The organism is Pseudooceanicola sp. LIPI14-2-Ac024 (assembly GCF_042188925.1).
Lineage (GTDB): Bacteria > Pseudomonadota > Alphaproteobacteria > Rhodobacterales > Rhodobacteraceae > Pseudooceanicola.
On record NZ_CP170102.1, the window covers coordinates 2,373,088 to 2,393,948 of the forward strand.

At 67.2% G+C, this 20,861-nt stretch carries 18 protein-coding genes; 14 read left to right on the forward strand and 4 right to left on the reverse strand.

Translation table 11 applies throughout. From position 1 onward, the window contains the following. Positions 1-22 precede the first annotated feature (22 nt). The 6 genes from ACE2AC_RS11535 to ACE2AC_RS11560 are packed head-to-tail and all read left to right on the forward strand — an operon-like array spanning position 23 to position 5,440. The gene (locus tag ACE2AC_RS11535; protein ID WP_375687209.1) at positions 23-1,510 is read left to right on the forward strand and encodes a CpaF family protein; all 1,488 of its coding nucleotides are present in this window, start codon (positions 23-25) and stop codon (positions 1,508-1,510) included. 5 nt (positions 1,511-1,515) lie between these two features. Beyond that, positions 1,516-2,484 (forward strand): type II secretion system F family protein, encoded by a 969-nt coding sequence (locus ACE2AC_RS11540; RefSeq protein ID WP_375687211.1) that lies wholly within the window; start codon positions 1,516-1,518, stop codon positions 2,482-2,484. 10 nt (positions 2,485-2,494) lie between these two features. Then, positions 2,495-3,466 carry a type II secretion system F family protein gene (locus ACE2AC_RS11545; RefSeq protein WP_375687213.1) on the forward strand — a complete coding sequence of 324 codons (972 nt, stop codon included), beginning with the start codon at positions 2,495-2,497 and terminating at the stop codon, positions 3,464-3,466. Positions 3,467-3,483: 17 nt separating this feature from the next. Next, the gene (locus ACE2AC_RS11550) at positions 3,484-4,050 is read left to right on the forward strand and encodes a tetratricopeptide repeat protein (protein WP_375687214.1); all 567 of its coding nucleotides are present in this window, start codon (positions 3,484-3,486) and stop codon (positions 4,048-4,050) included. A 33-nt stretch (positions 4,051-4,083) separates the two neighbouring features. After that, a complete protein-coding gene (locus tag ACE2AC_RS11555) occupies positions 4,084-4,929 on the forward strand; it encodes a tetratricopeptide repeat protein (protein ID WP_375687216.1) in 846 nt (281 codons plus the stop codon). A gap of 16 nt (positions 4,930-4,945) precedes the next feature. Next, positions 4,946-5,440 carry a prepilin peptidase gene (locus tag ACE2AC_RS11560; RefSeq protein ID WP_375687218.1) on the forward strand — a complete coding sequence of 165 codons (495 nt, stop codon included), beginning with the start codon at positions 4,946-4,948 and terminating at the stop codon, positions 5,438-5,440. On the opposite strand, the gene ACE2AC_RS11565 is transcribed toward ACE2AC_RS11560, so the two are convergent. Next, complete coding sequence (locus ACE2AC_RS11565; protein WP_375687220.1) at positions 5,414-7,000, reverse strand: hypothetical protein; 1,587 nt, start codon at positions 6,998-7,000, stop codon at positions 5,414-5,416. The two genes, ACE2AC_RS11560 and ACE2AC_RS11565, sit on opposite strands and share 27 nt — an antisense overlap. Before the next feature lie 137 nt (positions 7,001-7,137). Between ACE2AC_RS11565 and ACE2AC_RS11570 the strand changes: the two genes are divergently transcribed. Beyond that, a complete protein-coding gene (locus ACE2AC_RS11570) occupies positions 7,138-8,451 on the forward strand; it encodes an ATPase (RefSeq protein ID WP_375687221.1) in 1,314 nt (437 codons plus the stop codon). A 131-nt stretch (positions 8,452-8,582) separates the two neighbouring features. Here the strand turns inward: ACE2AC_RS11570 and ACE2AC_RS11575 are convergent, their stop codons facing one another. Continuing rightward, a complete protein-coding gene (locus tag ACE2AC_RS11575) occupies positions 8,583-10,115 on the reverse strand; it encodes an MDR family MFS transporter (RefSeq protein ID WP_375687223.1) in 1,533 nt (510 codons plus the stop codon). A gap of 188 nt (positions 10,116-10,303) precedes the next feature. On the opposite strand from ACE2AC_RS11575, the gene ACE2AC_RS11580 reads away from it, so the two are divergent. The 3 genes from ACE2AC_RS11580 (at position 10,304) to ACE2AC_RS11590 (ending at position 14,502) form a co-directional block, all read left to right on the forward strand. Then, positions 10,304-10,879, forward strand: coding sequence for a MarR family winged helix-turn-helix transcriptional regulator (locus tag ACE2AC_RS11580; RefSeq protein WP_375687224.1), 576 nt, complete (start codon positions 10,304-10,306; stop codon positions 10,877-10,879). 164 nt (positions 10,880-11,043) lie between these two features. Next, positions 11,044-13,458, forward strand: coding sequence for a ligase-associated DNA damage response DEXH box helicase (locus tag ACE2AC_RS11585; RefSeq protein WP_375687225.1), 2,415 nt, complete (start codon positions 11,044-11,046; stop codon positions 13,456-13,458). A 105-nt stretch (positions 13,459-13,563) separates the two neighbouring features. Then, a complete protein-coding gene (locus ACE2AC_RS11590; RefSeq protein WP_375687227.1) occupies positions 13,564-14,502 on the forward strand; it encodes a DMT family transporter in 939 nt (312 codons plus the stop codon). Here ACE2AC_RS11590 and ACE2AC_RS11595 read toward each other — a convergent pair. Continuing rightward, positions 14,420-15,079, reverse strand: coding sequence for a thiamine diphosphokinase (locus tag ACE2AC_RS11595; protein WP_375687229.1), 660 nt, complete (start codon positions 15,077-15,079; stop codon positions 14,420-14,422). The genes ACE2AC_RS11590 and ACE2AC_RS11595 overlap by 83 nt on opposite strands. 193 nt (positions 15,080-15,272) lie before the next feature. Here ACE2AC_RS11595 and ACE2AC_RS11600 point away from each other — a divergent pair, with 193 nt between their 5' ends. Next, positions 15,273-17,456, forward strand: coding sequence for a hypothetical protein (locus ACE2AC_RS11600; protein ID WP_375687231.1), 2,184 nt, complete (start codon positions 15,273-15,275; stop codon positions 17,454-17,456). Positions 17,457-17,538: 82 nt separating this feature from the next. Here the strand turns inward: ACE2AC_RS11600 and ACE2AC_RS11605 are convergent, their stop codons facing one another. Further along, positions 17,539-18,327, reverse strand: coding sequence for a crotonase/enoyl-CoA hydratase family protein (locus tag ACE2AC_RS11605; RefSeq protein ID WP_375687233.1), 789 nt, complete (start codon positions 18,325-18,327; stop codon positions 17,539-17,541). A gap of 116 nt (positions 18,328-18,443) precedes the next feature. Between ACE2AC_RS11605 and ACE2AC_RS11610 the strand changes: the two genes are divergently transcribed. From ACE2AC_RS11610 to ACE2AC_RS11620, 3 genes are all read left to right on the forward strand, one after another. Continuing rightward, positions 18,444-19,556: a pyridoxal phosphate-dependent aminotransferase gene (locus ACE2AC_RS11610; RefSeq protein WP_375687235.1), complete on the forward strand. Its 1,113-nt coding sequence runs from the start codon at positions 18,444-18,446 to the stop codon at positions 19,554-19,556. A gap of 230 nt (positions 19,557-19,786) precedes the next feature. Further along, the gene (locus ACE2AC_RS11615) at positions 19,787-20,581 is read left to right on the forward strand and encodes a hypothetical protein (protein WP_375687236.1); all 795 of its coding nucleotides are present in this window, start codon (positions 19,787-19,789) and stop codon (positions 20,579-20,581) included. 101 nt (positions 20,582-20,682) lie between these two features. Next, the gene (locus ACE2AC_RS11620; RefSeq protein ID WP_375687238.1) at positions 20,683-20,859 is read left to right on the forward strand and encodes a hypothetical protein; all 177 of its coding nucleotides are present in this window, start codon (positions 20,683-20,685) and stop codon (positions 20,857-20,859) included. Positions 20,860-20,861 lie beyond the last annotated feature (2 nt).

Sequence of the window (20,861 nt, forward strand, 5' to 3'; positions counted from 1 at the left end):
ACGCGCCACAGGGTAGACCCAGATGTTCTCGAAGTACAAGAAACCGGAGCAGCAGCCGCCCCAGGCCCCGAAGCAGGACAAGCCCAAGCTTGCCCCCGCCGCCGGTGCCGGCCGCGACACGCAGCCCCGCGCCGCCGTCTCTCCGGAGGAACAGGCCAAGGTCAAGGCGATGCGCAAGCCGATGCCGGCGCAGAAGGCCGAAGCCGTGCCCGGTGCCGCCGACAAGAACCGCAAGCGCAAGGAACGCCTGGCCGAGATCAAGCTGGAACTGCACCGCGCCCTGCTCGATAACCTCAACCTCGCCGCGCTCGACACCGCGTCCGAACAGGACCTGAAGATGGAGATCAACTCCATCGCGACCGAGACGCTGCAGGAAAAGGGCATCGTGCTGAACCGCGAGGAGCGCAGCGTCCTCAACCAGGAACTCTATGACGAGGTGAAGGGCCTCGGCCCGCTCGAGAGCCTGCTCAAGGACGACAGCATCGCCGACATCCTGGTCAACGGCCCGCAGCAGATCTTTGTCGAACGGTTCGGCAAGCTGGAACTCAGCGACGTCACCTTCAAGGACGAAAAGCACCTCCTGCGGATCATCGACAAGATCGTGTCCGCCGTCGGCCGCCGCGTCGACGAATCGAACCCCTACGTCGACGCCCGTCTCGCCGACGGGTCGCGTTTCAACGCCATGGTCCCGCCGATCGCGGTCGACGGCTCGCTGGTGTCGATTTGTAAGTTCAAGAAGGACAAGCTTGGCATCGACGAGCTGGTGAAGTTCGGCGCCTTCTCGGAAGAGATGGCCGCTTACCTGCAGGCCGCCGTGGCCTGCCGGCTGAACATCATCGTCTCGGGCGGTACCGGTTCGGGTAAGACGACCACGCTCAACGCGCTTTCGTCGTTCATCGACGACAGCGAACGTATCCTGACGATCGAGGATACGGCGGAACTCCAGCTCCAGCAGACGCACGTGGGCCGGATGGAAAGCCGCCCCGCCAACGTCGAGGGCAAGGGCGCCGTGACCCAGAGGGACTGTCTGCGCAACGCGCTGCGGATGCGTCCCGACCGCATCATCGTGGGTGAGACCCGCGGCGAGGAGGTCATCGACATGCTGCAGGCCATGAACACCGGCCACGACGGGTCGATGACCACGATCCACGCCAACTCGGCCCGCGACGGCATCAGCCGTCTTGAGAACATGGTCGCCATGGCCGGGATCGAGATGCCGCTCAAGGCCGTGCGCTCCCAGATCGCCTCGGCCGTGCATCTCATCGTGCAGGCCTCGCGCCTCCAGGACGGCTCCCGCCGCATGGTCTCGATCACCGAGATCACCGGCATGGAAGGCGAAGTCATCTCGATGCAGGAAGTGTTCCGCTTCCAGCGTGTCGGTCTTGCCGGCGACGGCAAGATCATCGGCCATTTCACCGCCACCGGCGTGCGCTCCAACTTCTCGGAGCGGTTCAAGCAATGGGGCTATGACCTGCCGACATCGATCTTCGATCCCGTAGCTGCGGAGTAACCGTCATGGCAATTTCTGCTGCCCCCCTGATCTACGGCCTGATCTTTGTCGGGGTCCTGATCCTCGTCGAGGGCCTCTACCTCACCATCTTCGGCAAATCGATCAGCCTGAACAGCCGGGTCAACCGCCGGCTGGAGATGCTGGAAAAGGGCGCCGGGCGGGAAGAGGTGCTGGAAAAGCTGCGCAAGGAAATGCAGCAGCACATGTCCTCGCGCCAGATCCCGCTCTACGCGATCCTGGCCAACAAGGCGCAGAAGGCGGCCATCGCCTTCACGCCGCAGCAGCTGATGATGCTGATGGGCCTGCTGAGCGTGGTGGCTTTCCTCGGCCTGACGCTGGGCACCGATACCAGCCTGGCCGTCCGCGGCGCGGTGTCGGTCATGATGGGCATCGGATCGGTCTACACCTGGGTCAACCACAAGGCCAAGAAGCGCTCCAACATGATCGAGGAACAGCTCCCCGACGCGGTCGAGCTCATGGTCCGCTCGCTCAAGGTCGGGCACCCGTTCTCCTCAGCAATCAACATCGTCGCGAAAGAGGTCTCGGACCCGCTGGCCAGCGAGTTCGGCATCATCGCGGACGAAGCCGCCTATGGCCGTGACATGGGCGAGGCGCTCAAGGAAATGGCCGAACGGCTCGACATGCAGGACATGCGCTTCCTTGCCGTCGCCGTGACCATCCAGCAGCAGTCGGGTGGTAACCTGGCCGAGGTGCTGGCCGGCCTGGCCCGGGTGATCCGGTCGCGCTTCCGGCTGTTCCGCCGGGTGAAGGCGATCACCGCCGAGGCCCAGTGGTCCGGCAAGTTCCTGTCCGGCTTCCCGATCGCCGCGCTGATCGTCATCAACATCCTCGACCCGCATTACTACGACGAGGTCATGGATCACCCCTACTTCGTCCCGGCCTGCATCATCGTCGTGCTCTTCCTTGCGGCGAACCTCTACGTGATGCGCATGCTCACCAACATCAAGGTCTGAGGAGGCCCCCATGGACGCCATCAATCAGTTCCTCGTCGACCTTCTGGGCCCCTTCGGTGCGCTCTACCTCGTCGGCGGCCTAGGCCTGCTGCTCATCGTCGTCACGCTGCCCTTCTTCCTGCGGCGCGAGGTCGACCCGATCGACAAGCTCAAGGCGAACGCGCAGAACACCGCCGGCTCCGAGAAGAAGGACCGCCTGCGCCTGAGCGGCGGCAAGATCGACAAGCTCGAGAAGTACTCGAACTTCCTCGAACCGCAGAACGAAGAGGAATACTCGGCCGTCCGCCTCAAGCTTCTGCAGGCCGGCTACAAGTCGCGGGACGCGGTCCGGTTCTACCACTTCGCCCAGTTCGCGCTCGGCATCCTCGGGATCATCCTCGGCGTGATCTACTTCATGCTGTTCAAGGCCGGCGGCGATCCGACCACGCAGCAGACCCTGATGTGGATCCTCGGTCCTGGCGGCATCGGCTACATGTTCCCGAAGTACTGGGTGACCAAGCGCCAGCAGACCCGGCAGGAGGAAATCCAGGACGGCTTCCCCGACACGCTCGACATGCTCCTGGTCTGCGTCGAGGCCGGCCAGTCGATGGACCAGGCAATTCTGCGGGTAGCCAAGGAAATCCGCACCTCCTACCCCTCGCTGGCGGATGAATTCGAGATGGTCGCGAACGAGACCAAGGCCGGCAAGGACAAGGCCACCGTGCTGAACGACATGGCCGAACGCTGCGGCGTGATGGACATCTCGTCCTTTGTCACCGTGCTGGTGCAGTCGGCCACCTTCGGCACCTCGATCGCCGATGCCCTCAGGGTCTACGCGTCCGAGATGCGGGACAAGCGCGTGATGCGTGCCGAGGAGAAGGCAAACAAGTTGCCGACCAAGATGACCCTTGCCACAATGATGCTGACCGTGCCGCCGCTGCTGATCATCCTGGTCGGCCCCTCGGTGCACGGCATCACGCAAATGGGGTCTCTCGGCCCCTGACAAGAGGCAGGGCATTCATGGCGAAATCCTTACTCGCCATCATCATCACATCCACGATCGGACTGGCCGCCTGTACCCCGGGCGGCTTTTCCCCCTCAGAGGACCAGGTCTTTGCCCCCGGGATCAAGCCCGGGGCCAAGGCCGTCGACGGGCTTGTCGTCGGGCACCGCCTGATGGACGCCGGCGAATACGAGCTCGCCCTCGACGCCTTCACCCGCGCGGCGGCCGAACAGGGCCTGACCGTCGACGTTCTGTCGGCACTCGGCACCGCGAACCTGGGGCTCGGGCGGCTCAACCAGGCGGAACGCCAGTTGCGCGAGGCGGTCGAAAGCGACGACGCCGTGCCCGAGACCTGGAACAACCTCGGCATCGTTCTGCTGGAGAAGGGCGAGACCTCGGAAGCGGTGCAGATGTTCAAACGGGCCTACGCGCTCGACAATGGCGAAAGTGACGCAATCCGGGACAATCTGAGGCTCGCGCTCGAAAAACTTGAAAAATCGAGCTATTCTGAGGATAACGAAGACCAAGACTATAAATTGGTACGGCGGGGCAGCAGCGAATACCTCATCCGTCAGATACCATGAGCATTGAGGCAGAGCAGCAGAAGGACGCAGGCAATGCGCCGTTCCCTTATCGTGACCATGTGCCTCGCGGGCACCGTGACCCTGTCGGCCTGCAACAAGTCTGACCCTTCCGAAGTCAACCGCGCCTTCCGGGACGTGAACGTGGTCGACGAGTCCGACATGAACGACATCATGCTGACCGTCGCCGACCCCAACGAGGCGGTGAAGTACTTCCAGCGCACCTCGGTCGACAATCCCGACCGGATCGACATCCAGCGCGGTCTCGCACAGAGCATGATCCGTGCGCAGCGCGCGACCGAAGCGGTGCCGGTCTGGGCCAAGGTCGTGGCCAACAAGGACGCCACCAACGACGACCGCGTGGATTACGCCGACGCGCTGATCCGGGCCGGCGACTGGAACAAGGCCAACGAGGTTCTCGACCAGATCCCGCCGACCTTCGAGACCTACAAGCGCTACCGGCTCGAGGCGATGGTCGCCGACAGCAACAAGGAATGGTCCAAGTCGGACAGCTTCTACGAGATCGCGGCCGGCCTGACCACGAAACCCGCCGGCGTGCTGAACAACTGGGGCTACTCCAAGCTGACGCGCGGAGATTTCGCCGGGGCCGAACGGCTCTTCGGGGACGCGCTCAAGCAGGAACCGACGATGTTCACGGCCAAGAACAACCTCATCCTGGCCCGCGGCGCACAGCGCAAGTACACCCTGCCCGTCATCCAGATGAGCCAGACCGAACGCGCGCAACTGCTGCAGACCATGGGCCTGACGGCGGTGAAACAGGGCGATGTCGAAACCGGCAAGTCCCTGCTGCGCGACGCGATCGCCACCCATCCGCAGCATTTCGAGGAAGCGGTTCGGGCGCTGCGCGCGCTCGAGGCCTGAGGCCCGCCACCGCCCGATGGACATCAGCAGCCAATCCGCGCTGGTCCTCGCGATCCCGGCCATCCCGCTGTCGCTCTACACCTGCTGGAGCGACATGCGCGGGATGCGGATCCCGAACGGCACCGTGCTCATGCTAGCGGGGGCCTTCATGGTGCTCGGCCCCTTCGTGCTGCCCTTTGACACCTACCTCTGGCGGTTGCTGCAACTGGTAGTGATGCTGCTCTTCGGCATCCTGGCGAACGCCGGCGGGCTGCTTGGCGCAGGCGATGCCAAGTTCATGGCCGCCGCCGCGCCCTACATCGCGCTTGGCGACCTGCGCTTCCTGCTGGCGCTCTTCACCGCGAACGTGCTGGCCGCCTTCGTCACCCACCGGATGATCAAGCACAGCCCGCTCAGGCGGCTGGCGCCCGACTGGGAAAGCTGGACGCGCGAACGGGATTTCCCGATGGGCCTCGCGCTTGGTGCGACCCTGTCGATCTACCTGCTACTGGGCATCTTCCTCGGCCGCTGAGCCGATCGCGTAGAGCGTGACGCCCGCGCCGTGATGAACCTCTGTCAGAGGCACCTCGGCCGCGTCGATCAGGCCGAGAATCCGCGCCCGAACCGCGGGCTTCGACGGGCAGTCGGGCACCAGCAGGTGCGTCGCCGCGCCGAATCCCGGCAACCCGTCGTAATACCACGGCGCCGCGCCCGGCAGGCGGCTTAGGTCCGACAGCATCCAGTGCGGCGCCTGGAAATCCGCCACGTAGGGCTGCGGCCCGGTGACGATGCCCTGCGCCGCCAGCGCCGCGACCTGGGCCCGCAACTCTCCCACCAGCCCGCCGTCCTGCTTGCATTCCGGCAGCTCGCGTCCGCGAAAGAAGATCTTGTGCTCGTCCGGCACCGGGTGGATCGGGGTGAAGGCGATGCTGGGGCCGATCCGGCTCGACAGCGTCAGCAGGTCGGCGCCCGAGGGTTCGGCAACCAGCGGCTCGAACATCGCACGGGGGTGGCTGAGGAACCGCAGCGGGCTCCACAGCGTGTTGATCAGGGCGGGCGCCACTACGACGACCCCGGCCAGCGCCGCTGCCTCCATCGCCCGGCGCGGCCCGGTTTCAGCGGCGGGCAGCATGGCGACAAGGCAGGTGGCGACCGGAACCAGCCACAGGGGATCGTTGCCGAAATTCTGGTAGCAGATGTAGGCGAAGGCCGGCAGCAGCATCAGCAGTGTCAGCCCCGCCGCCCGGTCCACGGCCCGCACCAGCAGCCCCGCCGCCAGCCCGACCGCCGTCGCCGGCAGGAAGAGCGGCGACAGCACCACCTCGTCCAGCGCATGGGAGGGATAGGCCCGAATGTCCGAGCCCAGCACCTGCAGCAGGTCGCGGGCGTAGCCGATCCAGAACGACGGGCCGAGGGCCAGCGCGTAGAGCGCGCAGACCGCCAGCCCGGCAGCGAGCCCCGCGAGGATGTCGACCCGCCGCCATTGCAGCATCAGCCCCAGCAGCACCGGCAGCACCAGTGCCACCGCAAAGCTCGCCTTGATCAGCGCCACGGCGGCAAGGCAAAGGCCGATGACCGCGCCGTCCAGCGCCGGTCGCGACGGCCCGCGCGGCGGCACCACCACCAGCACGACGAGGACAAAGCTCAGCGCCCAGGCCCAGCGGTTGTAATGCATCGAAAGCGACAGCTGCACGTCCCAGCCGCCAAAGACCTGCGCCGTGGCCAGCCCCAGGACGACCAGCCCGAAAACCGTTGCAAGCCAGAATCTTAAGCGTGACACGCCGGTCCAGACGACCATCGGAATCAGCGCCAGCGCCACCAGGATCTGCCCCCAGAGCATCGCGGCCCCCAGCCCCGTGCCAAGGGCCATCATCCAGGCCATCGGGCGGATCGCGAGGTCCCCGATCGGGGTGACGAAATCGCGGTGCGGCACCTCGCCCGAGGCCATCCGCAGCACCAGCTCCGCGAGGTGCAGCATGTCGCCTTCGTGGCGGGCAAAACGGAAGCCATCGGCCAGCCAGACCAGCCCCAGCTGTAACGCGAGGTAACCAGCCAGAATTCCACAAAAAAGCCGTACCTGCGCCGCGCTCATCCTGCCCTCATGTGTTTTCTGACACATTACGAAGCCGCTCAAGGCTTTGGAAAGACATAATCGGGCGGCAGAAAGCTGGGGCCGGACGCCGTGCCGAATCGGAAACGTAACGGAATCGCCAAGGGGCTGATGCCACGATGAACATGCAGGTCCAAACGGGCGTGACGCCCCCGCCACTGCCGCGCTCTCTGGAAGAGATGCAGCTGCCGCTTGTCATGATGCGGGACATCCTGCTGAAAACCATCTTCCGCAAGCACGTCGAGACGGTCAGCGCCATCGCGCAGGCCGTGTCGCTGCCGGCGCCCGTCACCCAGGAACTCATCGACATCGCGCGCGAGCAGACCCTGCTCGAGGCGACCGGCACGCTGAAGGCCACCGCCTCGAACGAGATGGGCTACCAGCTGACCGACGCCGGCAAGTCCCGCGCCAACGACGCCCTGAAGCAGTCCGAATACTACGGCGCCATGCCCGTCCCGCTCGAGGTCTACCACGAGCAGATCGAGCGTCAGTCGATCCGAAACATCCAGATCACCCGCGACAACCTGACCGCGGCCATGGGCCATCTCGTCCTGCCGGAAAACCTGATCTCGACCCTCGGGCCCGCCGTCTCCTCGGGCCGGTCGATCCTGATGTACGGCCCGCCGGGCAACGGGAAATCCTCGATCTCGAACGGCATCCGCGACGCGCTCGGTGACCGGATCTACGTTCCGAAGGCCGTCGAATACGCCGGCCAGGTGATCACCGTCTACGACCCGATCGTGCATTCCGCGGCCGAGGAACAGGTCGACGACCCCAGTGCGCTCCGCCGCGCCGGCAACCGGTTCGACAACCGCTATGTTCTCTGCGACCGGCCGACCGTCATCACCGGCGGCGAGCTGACGCTCGACATGCTCGACCTCGTCTACAATCCCGTCGCGCGCACCTACCAGGCGCCGCTGCAGTTCAAGGCCACCGGCGGCGTCTTCATCGTCGACGACCTTGGCCGCCAGGTCGAACCGCCGCAGAAGCTGGTCAATCGCTGGATCGTCCCGCTGGAAGAGAACAAGGACATCCTCGCCCTGCAGTCGGGCGAGAAGTTCGAGGTCCCCTTCGACACGCTGGTGATCTTCTCGACCAACTTCCACCCGAACGAAATCTTCGACCAGGCCGCGCTGCGCCGGATCTTCTACAAGATCAAGGTCGACGGGCCGAGCCAGGAGAACTTCCTCAAGATCTTCGCCCTCGTCGCCCGCAAGAAGGACATGCCGCTGTCCGAGCCGGCGCTGGTTCACCTGCTGAAAAAGAAATACCCGACGATCAACAACAACTTCGCGAACTACCAGCCGGTGTTCCTGATCGACCAGATGATCTCGATCTGCCAGTTCGAAGGCATCCCGAACCAGATGACGCCCGAGCTGATCGATCGCGCCTGGGCGAACATGTTCGTCCGCGACGAACACATCGTGAAGTAACGCGCGCCCAGTCTTCCCCTGGTTCCGTATCCCCGCCGGAGGCACCATGCCCGGCCCGGCCTCGATGGCCGGGGCGGGCATCGCCCGCGCGACGCCCGCCGGGCGGCGCAACTAATCGACGAAAGCCCGGATCACTCCGCCGGCGTCGGGGCGCCGCGCCGCACCGGGATGGAATCCCCCAGCGGCAGTTCCTCGAGCCGGATCGAGATCAGGCAGGCGATGAACGCGAGCGCCGCCGCCACCAGGTAGATCGGCGTGATCGCATCGGCAAAGGCCTGGACCACCTGCGCGCGCAGGTCCGGGTCGAGCGTCATGACGCGCTCATAGGTCACCGGCCCGTCGCCCGCCCCCGGCAGGAGCGGGCGCACGTGCCGGGACAGCCCCATGGCGAAGATGCCGCCAAAGAACGAGGTGCCGATGGCGCCCCCGGTCAGGCGGAACATGTTCACGCTGGCGGTGCCGATGCCGATGTTCTCGACCGGGATGGCCGACTGGATCGCGGCGATCGAGACGCTCATCGTCGGCCCGATGCCGACCCCGACCATGAAGAGGCTCAGCAGCAGCCGCCAATGCGGCGTGTCCGGCCCGATGGTGTAGAGCGCGAGCATCGCCAGCGTCAGGAACGCGGTCGAGGCGGTCGGCATCCACTTGTAGCGCCCGGTCTTCGACATGAACCGCCCGGCGAGGATCGAGGTGCCGATCAGCCCGGTCATCATCGCGACGAGGTAGAGGCCCGAGGTCGCGGGCTCCAGCCCCTTCACCACCTGCAGGAAGGTGGGGACAAAGGCGATGGTGCCGAACATGGTCATTCCGACGAGGAAGTTCATCGAGTTCGCCACCTGGAAGTTCCGGATCGCGAAGAGGCTCGGCGGCATGATCGGCTCGGCCGCGACACGTTCGACAAAGACAAACGCGATCAGCACGGCGGGCGCCAGCGCGATCAGGCTGAGGACCGGCAGGCTCGTCCAGGGCATCACCGCCCCGCCGATGTTGGCGACCAGCACCGCGCAGCTCAGCAGCGTGGCCAGCAGGAAGGCCCCGACAAAGTCGATCTTGTGCTTGCCCGTGGGCGGCGCCTTGTCCATCACCAGCGTGATCACGACAAAGGCCACCAGCCCGATCGGCAGGTTCAGCCAGAAGATCCAGTGCCAGTTCATCGTCGAGACGATGTAGCCACCGACCAGGGGCCCGATGATCGTCGACAGGCCAAAGACCGATGACAGGGCGCCCTGCGCCCGGCCCCGCTGGCGCGGCGGCAGGACGTCGGCCACCGAGGCCATAGAGACCACGATCAGCGACCCGCCGCCATAGCCCTGCACCAGCCGTCCGGCGACCAGCGTGCCCATGTTCTGGGCCAGCCCGCAGATCACCGACCCGACCAGGAACACCCCGATCGCGCATTGCAGCACGATCTTGCGGCCGTACATGTCGCCCAGCCGGCCCGAGATCGGCGCCCCGATGGTCGAGGCCAGCAGGAACGCCGTGACGACCCAGGTGATGTATTCCAGCCCGCCCAGTTCGCTGACGATGCGCGGCAGCGCGGCGGCCACGACGGTGTTCCCGAGCGAGGCCAGGAACAGCGTCGACGCCACCGCGACGAGGATCACGCGCAGCCGCCCGGATTCGATCGGGGGCTGGATCTGTTGGGCGCCGTCTGCGGCCATGCGGGAACACCTTGAAGGCACCGGCCCCGCGCGGCTTGGAAATCGCGCGGCCAGTGGTAATCTCTGCTCGATCCATCATGTGCCACTGGCAATTGCATGTCAACAGCACGTATATTCGGGTAAAGAGTGACCGCGGGCCCCACCGGCCCGGCAACGGAGGGAAAGACATAGGCTCCCGCGACGACGTGATGAAGGCGAACCTGGCCAAGGCCGGGATCGCGCCCGAGGTGACCGACCGTGCGCTGCAGCTCGACGCGATCGTGCAGATCTGGCGCCGCCGCGTGCAGAAGCGCGAGATCGGGCGCATGGCCCTGCGCGAGCTCGACCTGCCGCTCGACCTGCCCAAGCTGGACGTCCTGATCGCGATCTGGGCGCCCTCGAACGAATTCGGGCGCGACGACACGGAAACCATGGTGTCGACCATCTCGACCCGGCTCGGGATCGACCCCTCGCGCGCCTCGCGGCTGGTGTCGGACCTGATCAACCAGGGCTTCGTCAAGCGCGCCGTCTCGCAGGAGGACGCCCGCCGCACGGTGGTCGAGCTGACCGAGGAAGGCCAGGCCATCGTCGATGCGATCCGCACCATCAAGTTCCTGATCCTGGGCGAATACCTCTCGGGCTGGACGATGGAGGAGATTGACACCTTCTTCCCGCTGCTGGAGCGCTATTCGCACTGGGCCGACCAGGCCGAGACGATGAATGCCGGCCGGGTCCAGCCCGAGATCGAGAAGCTGGCCGCCAAGCTGAAGACGCTGCTGGGTTAAGGCCGGCCGTCCTGCTCCCCGACGGCGGCACCGGCGCGCCATGCGCCAGGGGGCCGCAAGCACAGGACGCAGCGGGCCCATCTGCGCCTCGGACCGAAGGGGCTGTGCAAAGCTCGGTCCCGCCCGCCCCTTGCCCGAATCCCGGAATGCCCTAAGAACGAAGGATGAACACGCTTCCGGCGCCTTTCCCCGGCTGGTTCGCCTCGCGCGGCTGGCATATCCACCCGCACCAGCAGGCGATGCTGGACCGCGCGGCGGATCCGGCGCTGCTGCTGATCGCGCCCACGGGGGGCGGCAAGACCCTGGCCGGGTTCCTGCCGACGCTGGTCGAACTGGCCGACGGGCAGCACAAGGGCCTGCACACGCTTTATGTTTCGCCGCTCAAGGCGCTGGCCGCCGATATCCGCCGCAACCTGACCGCCCCGGTCGAAGAGATGGGCCTGCCGATCCGGATCGAGGACCGAACCGGCGACACCTCCTACACCCAGAAGCGCAGGCAGCGTGCCGACCCGCCGCATATCCTGCTGACGACGCCCGAAAGCCTCGCCCTTCTGATCTCCTACCCCGACGCACCGCGCATCTTCGCCGGTCTGCAACGCATCGTGGTCGACGAGATCCACGCGCTGGCGGACTCCAAGCGCGGCGATCAGCTGTTCCTTGCCCTGTCGCGGCTCCAGACGCTCTGCCCCGGCCTGCGGCGGGTCGGTCTTTCGGCCACGGTCGAGGATCCGCAGGCCATCGCGCGCCTGCTGGCCCGCCACCCCGACCCCTGCGAGATCCTGACTGCCGATCCCGGCCCCGATCCCGACATCGCCATGCTCGAGACGGAAGAGCGCCCACCATGGTCAGGCGGCGGTGGCAGCTACGCGATCCCGGCGGTGCTCGAGCAGATCCGCCAGCACAAGACGACGCTCGTCTTCCACAACACCCGCGCCCAGGCCGAGATCTTCTTTCACAACCTCTGGATGGCCAATGCCGAGGGGCTGCCGATCGGCATCCACCACGGCTCACTCGACCGGACGCAGCGCGGGCGGGTGGAAAAGGCCATGGCGCAGGGGCGCCTCAGGGCGGTGGTCTGCACCGGCTCGCTCGACCTCGGGATCGACTGGGGTGACGTGGACCTGGTGATCCAGGTCGGCGCGCCGAAGAACGTCAAGCGGCTGGTGCAGCGCATCGGCCGCGCCAACCACCGCTACAACGCGCCGTCCAAGGCCCTGCTGGTGCCGGCCAACCGGTTCGAGGTGGTCGAATGCGTCGCGGCGCTCGAGGCGGTGAAGGAACACGACCTTGACGGAGACCCGCGCGGTCCCGGGCCGCGCGACGTTCTCTGCCAGCACATCCTGATCACCGCCTGCGCCGGCCCCTTCGACGCTGACGCGCTCTATGCCGAGGTGATCACCACCGGTGCCTATGCCGACCTCGGCCGCGCGGAATTCGACGCCTGCCTCGACTTCACCGCGACCGGCGGCTACGCACTGCGGGCCTATGATCGCTGGAAACGGCTGCAGCAGGGGGCCGACGGGCTCTGGCACCTGCGCGATCCGCGCGCGACGACGCTGATCCGGATGAACCTCGGCACGATCTTCGACTACGACAAGCTGAAGGTGCGGATGAAGCACGGCGGCGGACGCCCCCTGGGCGAGATCGAAGAGGGCTTTGCCGCCTCGCTCACCCCCGGCGACACCTTCCTGATCGGCGGGCGAATCGTGCGCTACGAAGGGCTGAACGAACTGACGGTCGAGGTCACCCGCAACGCCGCCCGCAAACCCAAGATCGCGGTCTTTGCCGGGTCGAAGTTCGCCACCTCGACCCAGCTGAGCCACCGCATCCTGCGGCTCTTCCAGCAAGAGACCTGGCCCAACCTGCCGCGCCACACCGCCGAATGGCTGCACCTCCAGCGCGAAGTCTCGCGCCTGCCGGAGCCCGGGCGTCTGCTGTTGGAGAGCTTTCCGCACGACGGCCGCCAGAACCTGGTGATCTATGGCCTGGCGGGCCGCAATGCGCAGCAGACATTGGGCCTGATCCTCTCCAAGCGGATGGAGGAACTGGGCCTCGACCCGCTGGGTTTCGTCGCGACCGACTACGCCACGCTGATCTGGGGGCTTGAGCATCTCAGCGATCCCGTGCCGCTGTTCGATGCGGCGGCGATCCGCGACGGGCTGGACCGGTGGCTGACCGACAACGCGCTGATGAAGCGGACCTTTCGCGCCTCGGCCCAGATCGCCGGGCTGATCATGCGCAACCAGCCGCGCGGCGGAAAATCGTCGGGGCGGCAGGCCGCGTTCTCGTCGGACATCCTCTATGACACCCTGCAAAAGTACGATCCCGACCACCTCCTCCTGCAGATCACCCGGACCGAGGCGATGCGGGGCCTTGTCGATTTCGGCCGGGTGGAAGAGATGCTGGCCCGCACCCGTGGCCGCATCGATCACGTCACGCCCGGACGCATCACGCCGCTGTCGGCGCCGCTGTTCCTGGAACAGGGCCGCGTCCCGATCCAGGGCGCCGGGCAGGAACGGCTGGTCGCGGAAGAGACCGAGCGGCTGATGCAGGACGCCGGACTTGCCCCCCTGCCCTGAGCCGAAGGCAGGCGCTGTGGCCGCGCGCCCACGTTCACCCGCCGGAGCCGTACTGAAACACATGTTTGATTGGACAATAGTCCTGACGCCAAATAGCGTCACGTCATGACTAAGGACAATCCCCTCCTCGGCATCCTCCTGATGATCGGATTCTGCGTCGTGGCCCCGATGGGCGACGCGGTGGCCAAGCTCCTGGGGGAAAGCCAGCCGCTCGGCCAGTTGCTGACCATCCGTTTCGCGATCCAGTTCATCCTCCTGCTGCCGCTGGTCGTCCTGACCGGCCGGGAATGGCGCCTTGGCGGCCGTCTGCTCTGGCTCGCCATCCTGCGGACGGGGCTGCACATCCTCGGGATCGGGATGATGTTCACCGCCCTGCGCTACCTGCCGCTGGCCGATGCGGTCGCCATCGCCTTCGTCATGCCGTTCATCCTGCTGATCCTCGGCCGGTTCTTCCTGGGTGAAGAGGTCGGCTATCGCCGCCTGGGCGCCTGCGTCGTCGGCTTTATCGGCACGCTCTTCGTCATCCAGCCCAGCTTTGCCGAAGTGGGTTGGCCAGCCCTCCTGCCGCTTGGCGTGGCGGTGAACTTCTCGTTCTTCATCCTCGTCACGCGGCAACTGGCACCGCACACCGATCCGATCGGGCTGCAGATGGTGTCGGGCGCCATGGCGACGGGCGCGCTGATCCCGCTGGTCCTGCTGCTGCAGATGGGCGACGTCCCGATGGCCGCCTTCGGCGAGATCGACGGACGGGATGCCTTCCTGCTCTTTGCCATCGGCGCGCTCGGCACGCTGGGGCACCTCTTAATGACCTGGTCGCTGCGCTATGCGCCCTCGGCCACGCTGGCCCCGATCCAGTACCTCGAGATCCCGGTGGCCGCGATCATCGGCCTGCTGGTCTTTGGCGACTGGCCGGACGGGCTCGCCCTGGTGGGCATCCTGATCACCGTCGCCGCCGGGCTGTTCATCGTTCTGCGGGAACGGGCCATCGCGCGGGCGCGTCCGACAGAGATCGAGCCGTTGCCGCCAATTCCGCCCGAGGCATGATCACCAGCATCCGCGGCGCCGACACCTCCAGCCGCACCGGTCCGGTCACGCGGTTCGAGGTTCCGACCCGGCTTTCGGGCGCAAAGGCGATCCCCTCGATCGGCCATTCCAGCCCCTCGGAGCGCCCGGTCACCGGACCCAGCGGGTAGAGCGAGAACCAGCTGCCCTCAGCCGGGGTCAGCGCCACCTCGGGCGGGCAGAGGAACACGACCTCGTCCTCGCCCGCCAGCAGGCAGCGCCGGCCGGCCCGGCGCAGCAGCACCGTGTAGGCCGCCAGCGCGTGATCCGCCCGCGTGCCGCTGAACCCCGCGCCTATGACCAGCGGCGCCGTGATGTGGCGCAGGGCTTTGTCAAAGTCGGTGGTGTCCTGTTCTGCAATCCGGTGCACCCGCGCCGCGGGCAGGCGGGCCATGTCCCCGGGAGCCAACGAATCCATGTCGCCGATGACCGCGTCGGGCACGATCCCGCGGGCCAGGGCATGGGTCGCGCCGCCGTCGGCCGCCACCACCGGGCCGCAGAGCCCGAGAACCTCGTCTGTTAACGCATCGGAAACAGCCGCCCCGCCGAGAAGCGCCACATTTTCGCGGCTTTTTACCGATATCACTTGTTAAGACTCCCCGGTGTTGCGTGGACAGGAACCATACAATCGTCACAAAATGACACTCAATGCACCATAGATTCGGGCAGGTTGTGTCGCATCGTTTATCCTGTCGAGGCTCCAGAGCAGTGCCGGGCCCACATAAGGTTAGAAAGAAAAAGCGAGCATCACCGTGGTAGATTCGAACAAGATTCTGACCGTCTCGTATGGGACGTTCTCCTGCACGCTCGAAGGCTTTGACGACGCATTCGAGACGATGAAGGCCATCGCCGAATACTTCCGCGACCTGGCCGCCGACGATCGCTTCTTCGGCGCCGAACCGCCGACCCCCGATGCCGAGATGCTGGCCCGGATCGCCGAACGCAGCACGACCCGCCGGGTCGAGGCGCGCGCGTCCGACGAGGGCATCGTGCTCCGCTCCGGGAACGAGGCGCAGGCGCAGCCGGCCCCCGCGCCGCTGCCCGCCGCCGCCGCCGCACCGCAACCCGCCCCCGCGCCGCAGCCGGCCCCGGTGGCCGAAGCGCCGGTTGAGACGGTCGAAGAGCCCGCCGCCGACAGCTGGGACGACGTGACCCCGGTCCCCGCCGCGCCGGTGGCCGACGACAACATCGCATCCAAGCTCAGCCGCATCCGTTCGGTCGTCTCGCGCACCGCCGCGGCCGCCGCGGTCAGCGACTTTGCCGAGGACCTCGAGGACGAGGACGCCGCCGACGACAGCCTGTTCGACGCCACCGTGACCCCGACCGAGGGCGAGCCGGAGGAAGGCGCCTTTGCCGAGATGGAGGCCGCAGCCGACGTCGAGGCCATGGAGGGCTCCGTCGAAGAGGTCGCCGAGGACGAGGACGCCCTGGCCGACGCCGAGGATGACACCCTCTACGACAGCTTTGCCGAGGACATGGTCGCCGAGACCATGGACGAGGACGACGCATCCGTGGCCGAAGACGCGTCCTACGACGCGGACGAGGTGGACGAGGCGGACGCCTTCGAGATGGAAGAAGAGGCCGAAGAGGCCTTCGAAGACGACGCCGAGACAGCCGCGTTCGACGACGAAGACGAACCCTTCGAAACCAAGGACGACGACGTCGCCGCGTTCGACGCCGAGGATGACAACACCTTTGCCGAGGACGACTCCGACGATGTCGCAGCCGAAGCCGCGGAAGACATCGAGGACGAGGACGACACCCCCTCTCCCGTCGCCACCGCTGCAGCCGCTGCCGCCGTTTCGACCGGCTGGGCCCGCGTCGTGAAGGTCAAGCGCCGCGACTACGAGGCCGCGATCGGGGCCCAGGCCGAAGAGCCTGCCGCGGAAGAAGCCTCCACGCTCTCAGCCGAGGACGAGGCCGACCTGGAATCCGAACTGGCCGAGATCGAGGCCGAGGAGACCATGGAAACGGCCGAGGTCGCGGCCGAAGAGGACGAGACCGCCGTCTACGACGACGAGGACGAGTGGGAAGAGGCGCTTTCCCAGGACGAGGACGCGGCCGAACTGGCCGAGGCCGACGAAGACGACAGCTTCTTCGACGAGGGCGACACCCCGGACGAGGCCTATGACGATGCCGAGGACGACGACGCGCCCGCCGTCGCCCCTGCGGCCGCCGTTGCCGGTGTCGCCGCGATCCACGCCGGCCGCGCCAAGCTCGACGCCACGAACTCCACCGGCGACATGGACCGCATCCTTGCGGAAACCAACAGCCAGCTGGACGAGACCGAGGGCACCCGCCGCCGCAGCGCGATCCAGCACCTGCGTGCCGCCGTCGCCGCGACCAAGGCCGAAAAGGCCGCCGGGTCCGACCTTGGCGCGATCTCGCACGAGGACAGCATCAACCCCTACCGCGAGGACCTCGCCCAGGTGGTGCGTCCGCGCCGTCCGCAGGCCTCCGGCGAAGCCCAGCAGCGCCGGTCCGAGGACAAGCCGGCCCCGCTGCGCCTGGTTGCCGAACAGCGCGTTGACATCGCCGCCGAACACCGCGAGCCGGTGCGCCCACGCCGTGTCTCGGTCGCCGACCTGATCCGCCAGGAAAGCGAGGCGGAAGAGGCGATGGACGGCGACGTCCCGGCCGCCGCCAAGGGCGAAGGCTTCCCGGCCTTCCTCGAGGAAACCGGCGCCGAGGAACTGGCCGAGGTGCTCGAGGCCGCGGCCTCCTACCTCGCCTTTGTCGAGGGACGCGAACAATTCTCCCGCCCGCAATTGATGAGCCGCGTGCGCGAGATCGACCCTGAGGCCTACAGCCGCGAGGACGCGCTGCGCGCCTTCGGCACCCTCCTGCGCGAAGGCAAGATCCGCAAGGTGAAGGGCGGCCGGTTCAGCGCCAGCGACCGCATCGGGTTCCGCCCGGACCAGCGCGCCGTCGGCTGACGGAACACGGTCCCGATCAAACACGAAGGCCCGGGCTGCGACGCCCGGGCCTTTTTCCTAGTCCGACGCGTCGCGCGGCGCCTCAGTCGAAGTTCGCTGCGCGCTTCTGCATGTTGGCCGCGATCACCTCTTTCTGGTGGTCCCCGCCGATCAGGTTCGCCTGTTCGCGGCTTTCCTCGAGCAGCACGGCCTTTTCGTCCGCACCGCTTTCGGCAAAGTCGATCAGCCGCTTCGCCGCCCGGATGGCCGAGGGCGACTTGCCCGCGATGACCTGGGCGATCTCCATCGCGCGGGCCAGCGGATCATTCGCCAGTTCCGTCACCAGCCCCCAGGTCAGACCCTGTTCCGCCGTCACCGGCTCTGCGGTGTAGGTCAGCAGGCGCAGCACGTCCGAGCGCACGTTGTTCTTGAACACCGGCATCCCGCCCATGTCCGGGACAAGACCCCACTTCATTTCCATGATCGACAGCTTGGCATCGGGCGCGGCGATCCGGATGTCGGCGCCGATCGCCAGCTGCATCCCGGCGCCATAGGCCACGCCGTGCACCGCCGCGATCACCGGCACCGGCACGTCGCGCCAGACGGTCGACACGCGCTGCGAGATGTTCGCCAGCCCATGCGTTCGCAGCATCATGCGGCGCATCGGGTCTTCTTTCGCCATCGTGCCGAAGCTGGCCATGTCGAGCCCGGCACAGAACGCGCGGCCTTCGCCCGACAGCACCACGACGCGGATGTCGTCCCGCCCGATCAGGCTTTCGCCGGCGGCGACGATGGCCTCCTTCATCTCGGGGTCCACGGCGTTCATCTTGTCGCCCCGGGTGAGCGTCACCCGCGCGATGTGATCCTCGATCTCGACAGATACGCGTGCCATTCCAGTTCTCCTCGGTCCATGTTGCGCGGACTGCACCCGATCCGCCCGCCCGCGTCCAGAGCGACGCTGCGGATTTCACTTGCCGAGTGGCCCTGCGCCGCCGTATCCCGCGCGCCATGACGAATGCACGCTTCACCGACCTTGTCGCCGGACTACCCGCCACCGTGCCCTTTGTCGGGCCCGAGGAACTGGAACGCCGCCGCGGCGCCGCCTTCGACGCGCGGCTCGGCGCGAACGAGAATGTCTTTGGCCCCTCGCCCAGGGCGGTGGTCGCGATGCAGGAAGCCGCGGGTGCGATCTGGCAATACGGCGATCCGGCCAGCCACGACCTGCGCGCCGCGCTGGCCGACCGGCTGGGCGTGACCATGGACCACATCGTGGTCGGCGAAGGCATCGACGGGCTGCTCGGCTACCTCGCCCGGATGCTGGTCGCACCGGGCGACGTGGTGGTGACCTCGGCCGGGGCCTATCCGACCTTCAACTACCACGTGACCGGCTTCGGCGGGCGGCTCGAGATGGTGCCCTACCGCGACGATGCCGAGGATCTGCCGGCCCTGATCGCGCGGGCGGGCGAGACCGGGGCCAAGATGGTCTACTTCGCCAATCCCGACAACCCGATGGGCAGCTACCTGCCCGGCACCCGGGTGGCCGAGGCCATCCCTGCGCTACCGGGCGACACGCTCCTGGTCCTGGACGAGGCCTATGCCGAATTCGCGCCCGACGACTGCGCCGTGCCGCTGCCCTACGACGATCCCCGCATCATCCGGATGCGCACGTTTTCAAAGGCCTACGGAATGGCGGGGGCCCGGGTCGGCTACGCCGTCGGTGCGCCGGACCTGATCGCGGGCTTCGAACGTATCCGCAACCACTTCGGCATGAACCGCGCCGCGCAGATCGGCGCGCTGGCGGCACTGCAGGACGACGCCTGGCTGGCCGAGACCCGCGCGAAGGTCGCCGCCGCCCGTGACGGCATCGCCGCGATCGCCCGCGACAACGGCCTCGACCCGCTGCCGTCGGCGACCAACTTCGTGACCATCGACTGCGGCCGCGACGGCGATTTTGCCCGTGCGCTGGTCGCGGCGCTCGGCGCGCGCGGGGTCTTCATCCGCATGCCCTTCGTCGCACCGCAGGACCGTTGCATCCGCATTTCCTGTGGCAACGAAGCCGATCTTGCCGCCCTGGCCGCCGCCCTGCCCGCGGCCCTGGCCGAGGTGTCGGCCGCCGCCTGAGCGGCCGCTTTCGCCACCGGTCCCGCCCTCGTAAGGGCCCCGCCCTGCAGGCCCGCCCGGTCCGGACGCGCGGGGCCGTGGGACGACCGATGCGCAGCATCGGCTGCGCTGCAAGCTTGACAGACTCACCTCTCCTGTCGCCTCCTGAGTGCAGGGTTCCGGGTAGACTTCACTTCATATGGAGGTCTGTCATGCTTAGAACACTGCATCTTGTTTCCGCATTCGCAGTCATGATGATCCTCTCCCGCGCCGAGGCCACGCCCCTCTCGCCGGACTGGATCACGTTTCCTAGCTTCACGTCCCTTGCCTTCGGCGATCCGACCTCAGGTCTCGGATGCACCGATCCGGTAAAGGACGACCTCGTCGGCAAGGTTCTGAGCGAACCGCAATGTGCGAGCTGGCCGCCGCAGCCCGGAGGCGCGGACCTCGCCGTGGTCGGGACATTCGACTATGTCGGCCTCGCCTCGGCCATCACCGGCGGCGTCTACATCGCCGATGACGGCAGCCTCCTGACGACCGAGGTCCTGATGGTTTCCGAAGCGGTCCGGGTCGAGGACAATCACTGGGCGTACCGCTGGCGGATCACCAACTACGGCACCGGACCGATGACCGACTACTTCGACGGCCCGCGCGAAGGCCCGGTGTTCGGTGCCCTCGCGCCCGGCGCGACGTTGGTCGACACCCGGTACCCGTTACGGCTGAGCGATGGCATCTTCACGAGCTTGCCCGCTGTCGGCGCCTGGGGCGGCCTTTGGAAACCCGACATCGGGGTCTACATGCCCGATCCCGCCCGGCCGGACGGCGCCGGACTTGCCCCGCCGCGCCTGCACCCGACCGGCTGGCTCGATTTCGATCCCGTCGCGCCGCCCTTCGGCGGGTTCGGTGGTTTGATCGGTGACCGCATCATCCTGCGCGACGGCCGGATCGTGGTGACGCCGGTCCCGGCGACGGGACTGCTGGCGCTGACGGCCGCGCTGGTCCTGCTGCGCCTCGGCAGGTCGCGACGCCCCCGCGTGGGCAACTGAGCGGCGCCCGACAGCGGCCGCGCCACCGATTGCGCGTCCCGCGCTGAACTCAGGGCGTTTCGTGCTATCATCGCAGCCAGCACGATTTCCGGATGCCCGCGATGCGAGACGACAAACGCCCCTCGGCCCCGAACTACACGACGGCCTTCCTCTGCATGGCCTTCGTCAACCTGCTGTGGATCTTCGTGCTGATCTGGGCCCACTACGGGATCGTCGCGGTCGCGGCGGTCGGCTATGCGCTTGACCGTCTGATCCAGCGCATAGCCCGCCGCGCCTGAGG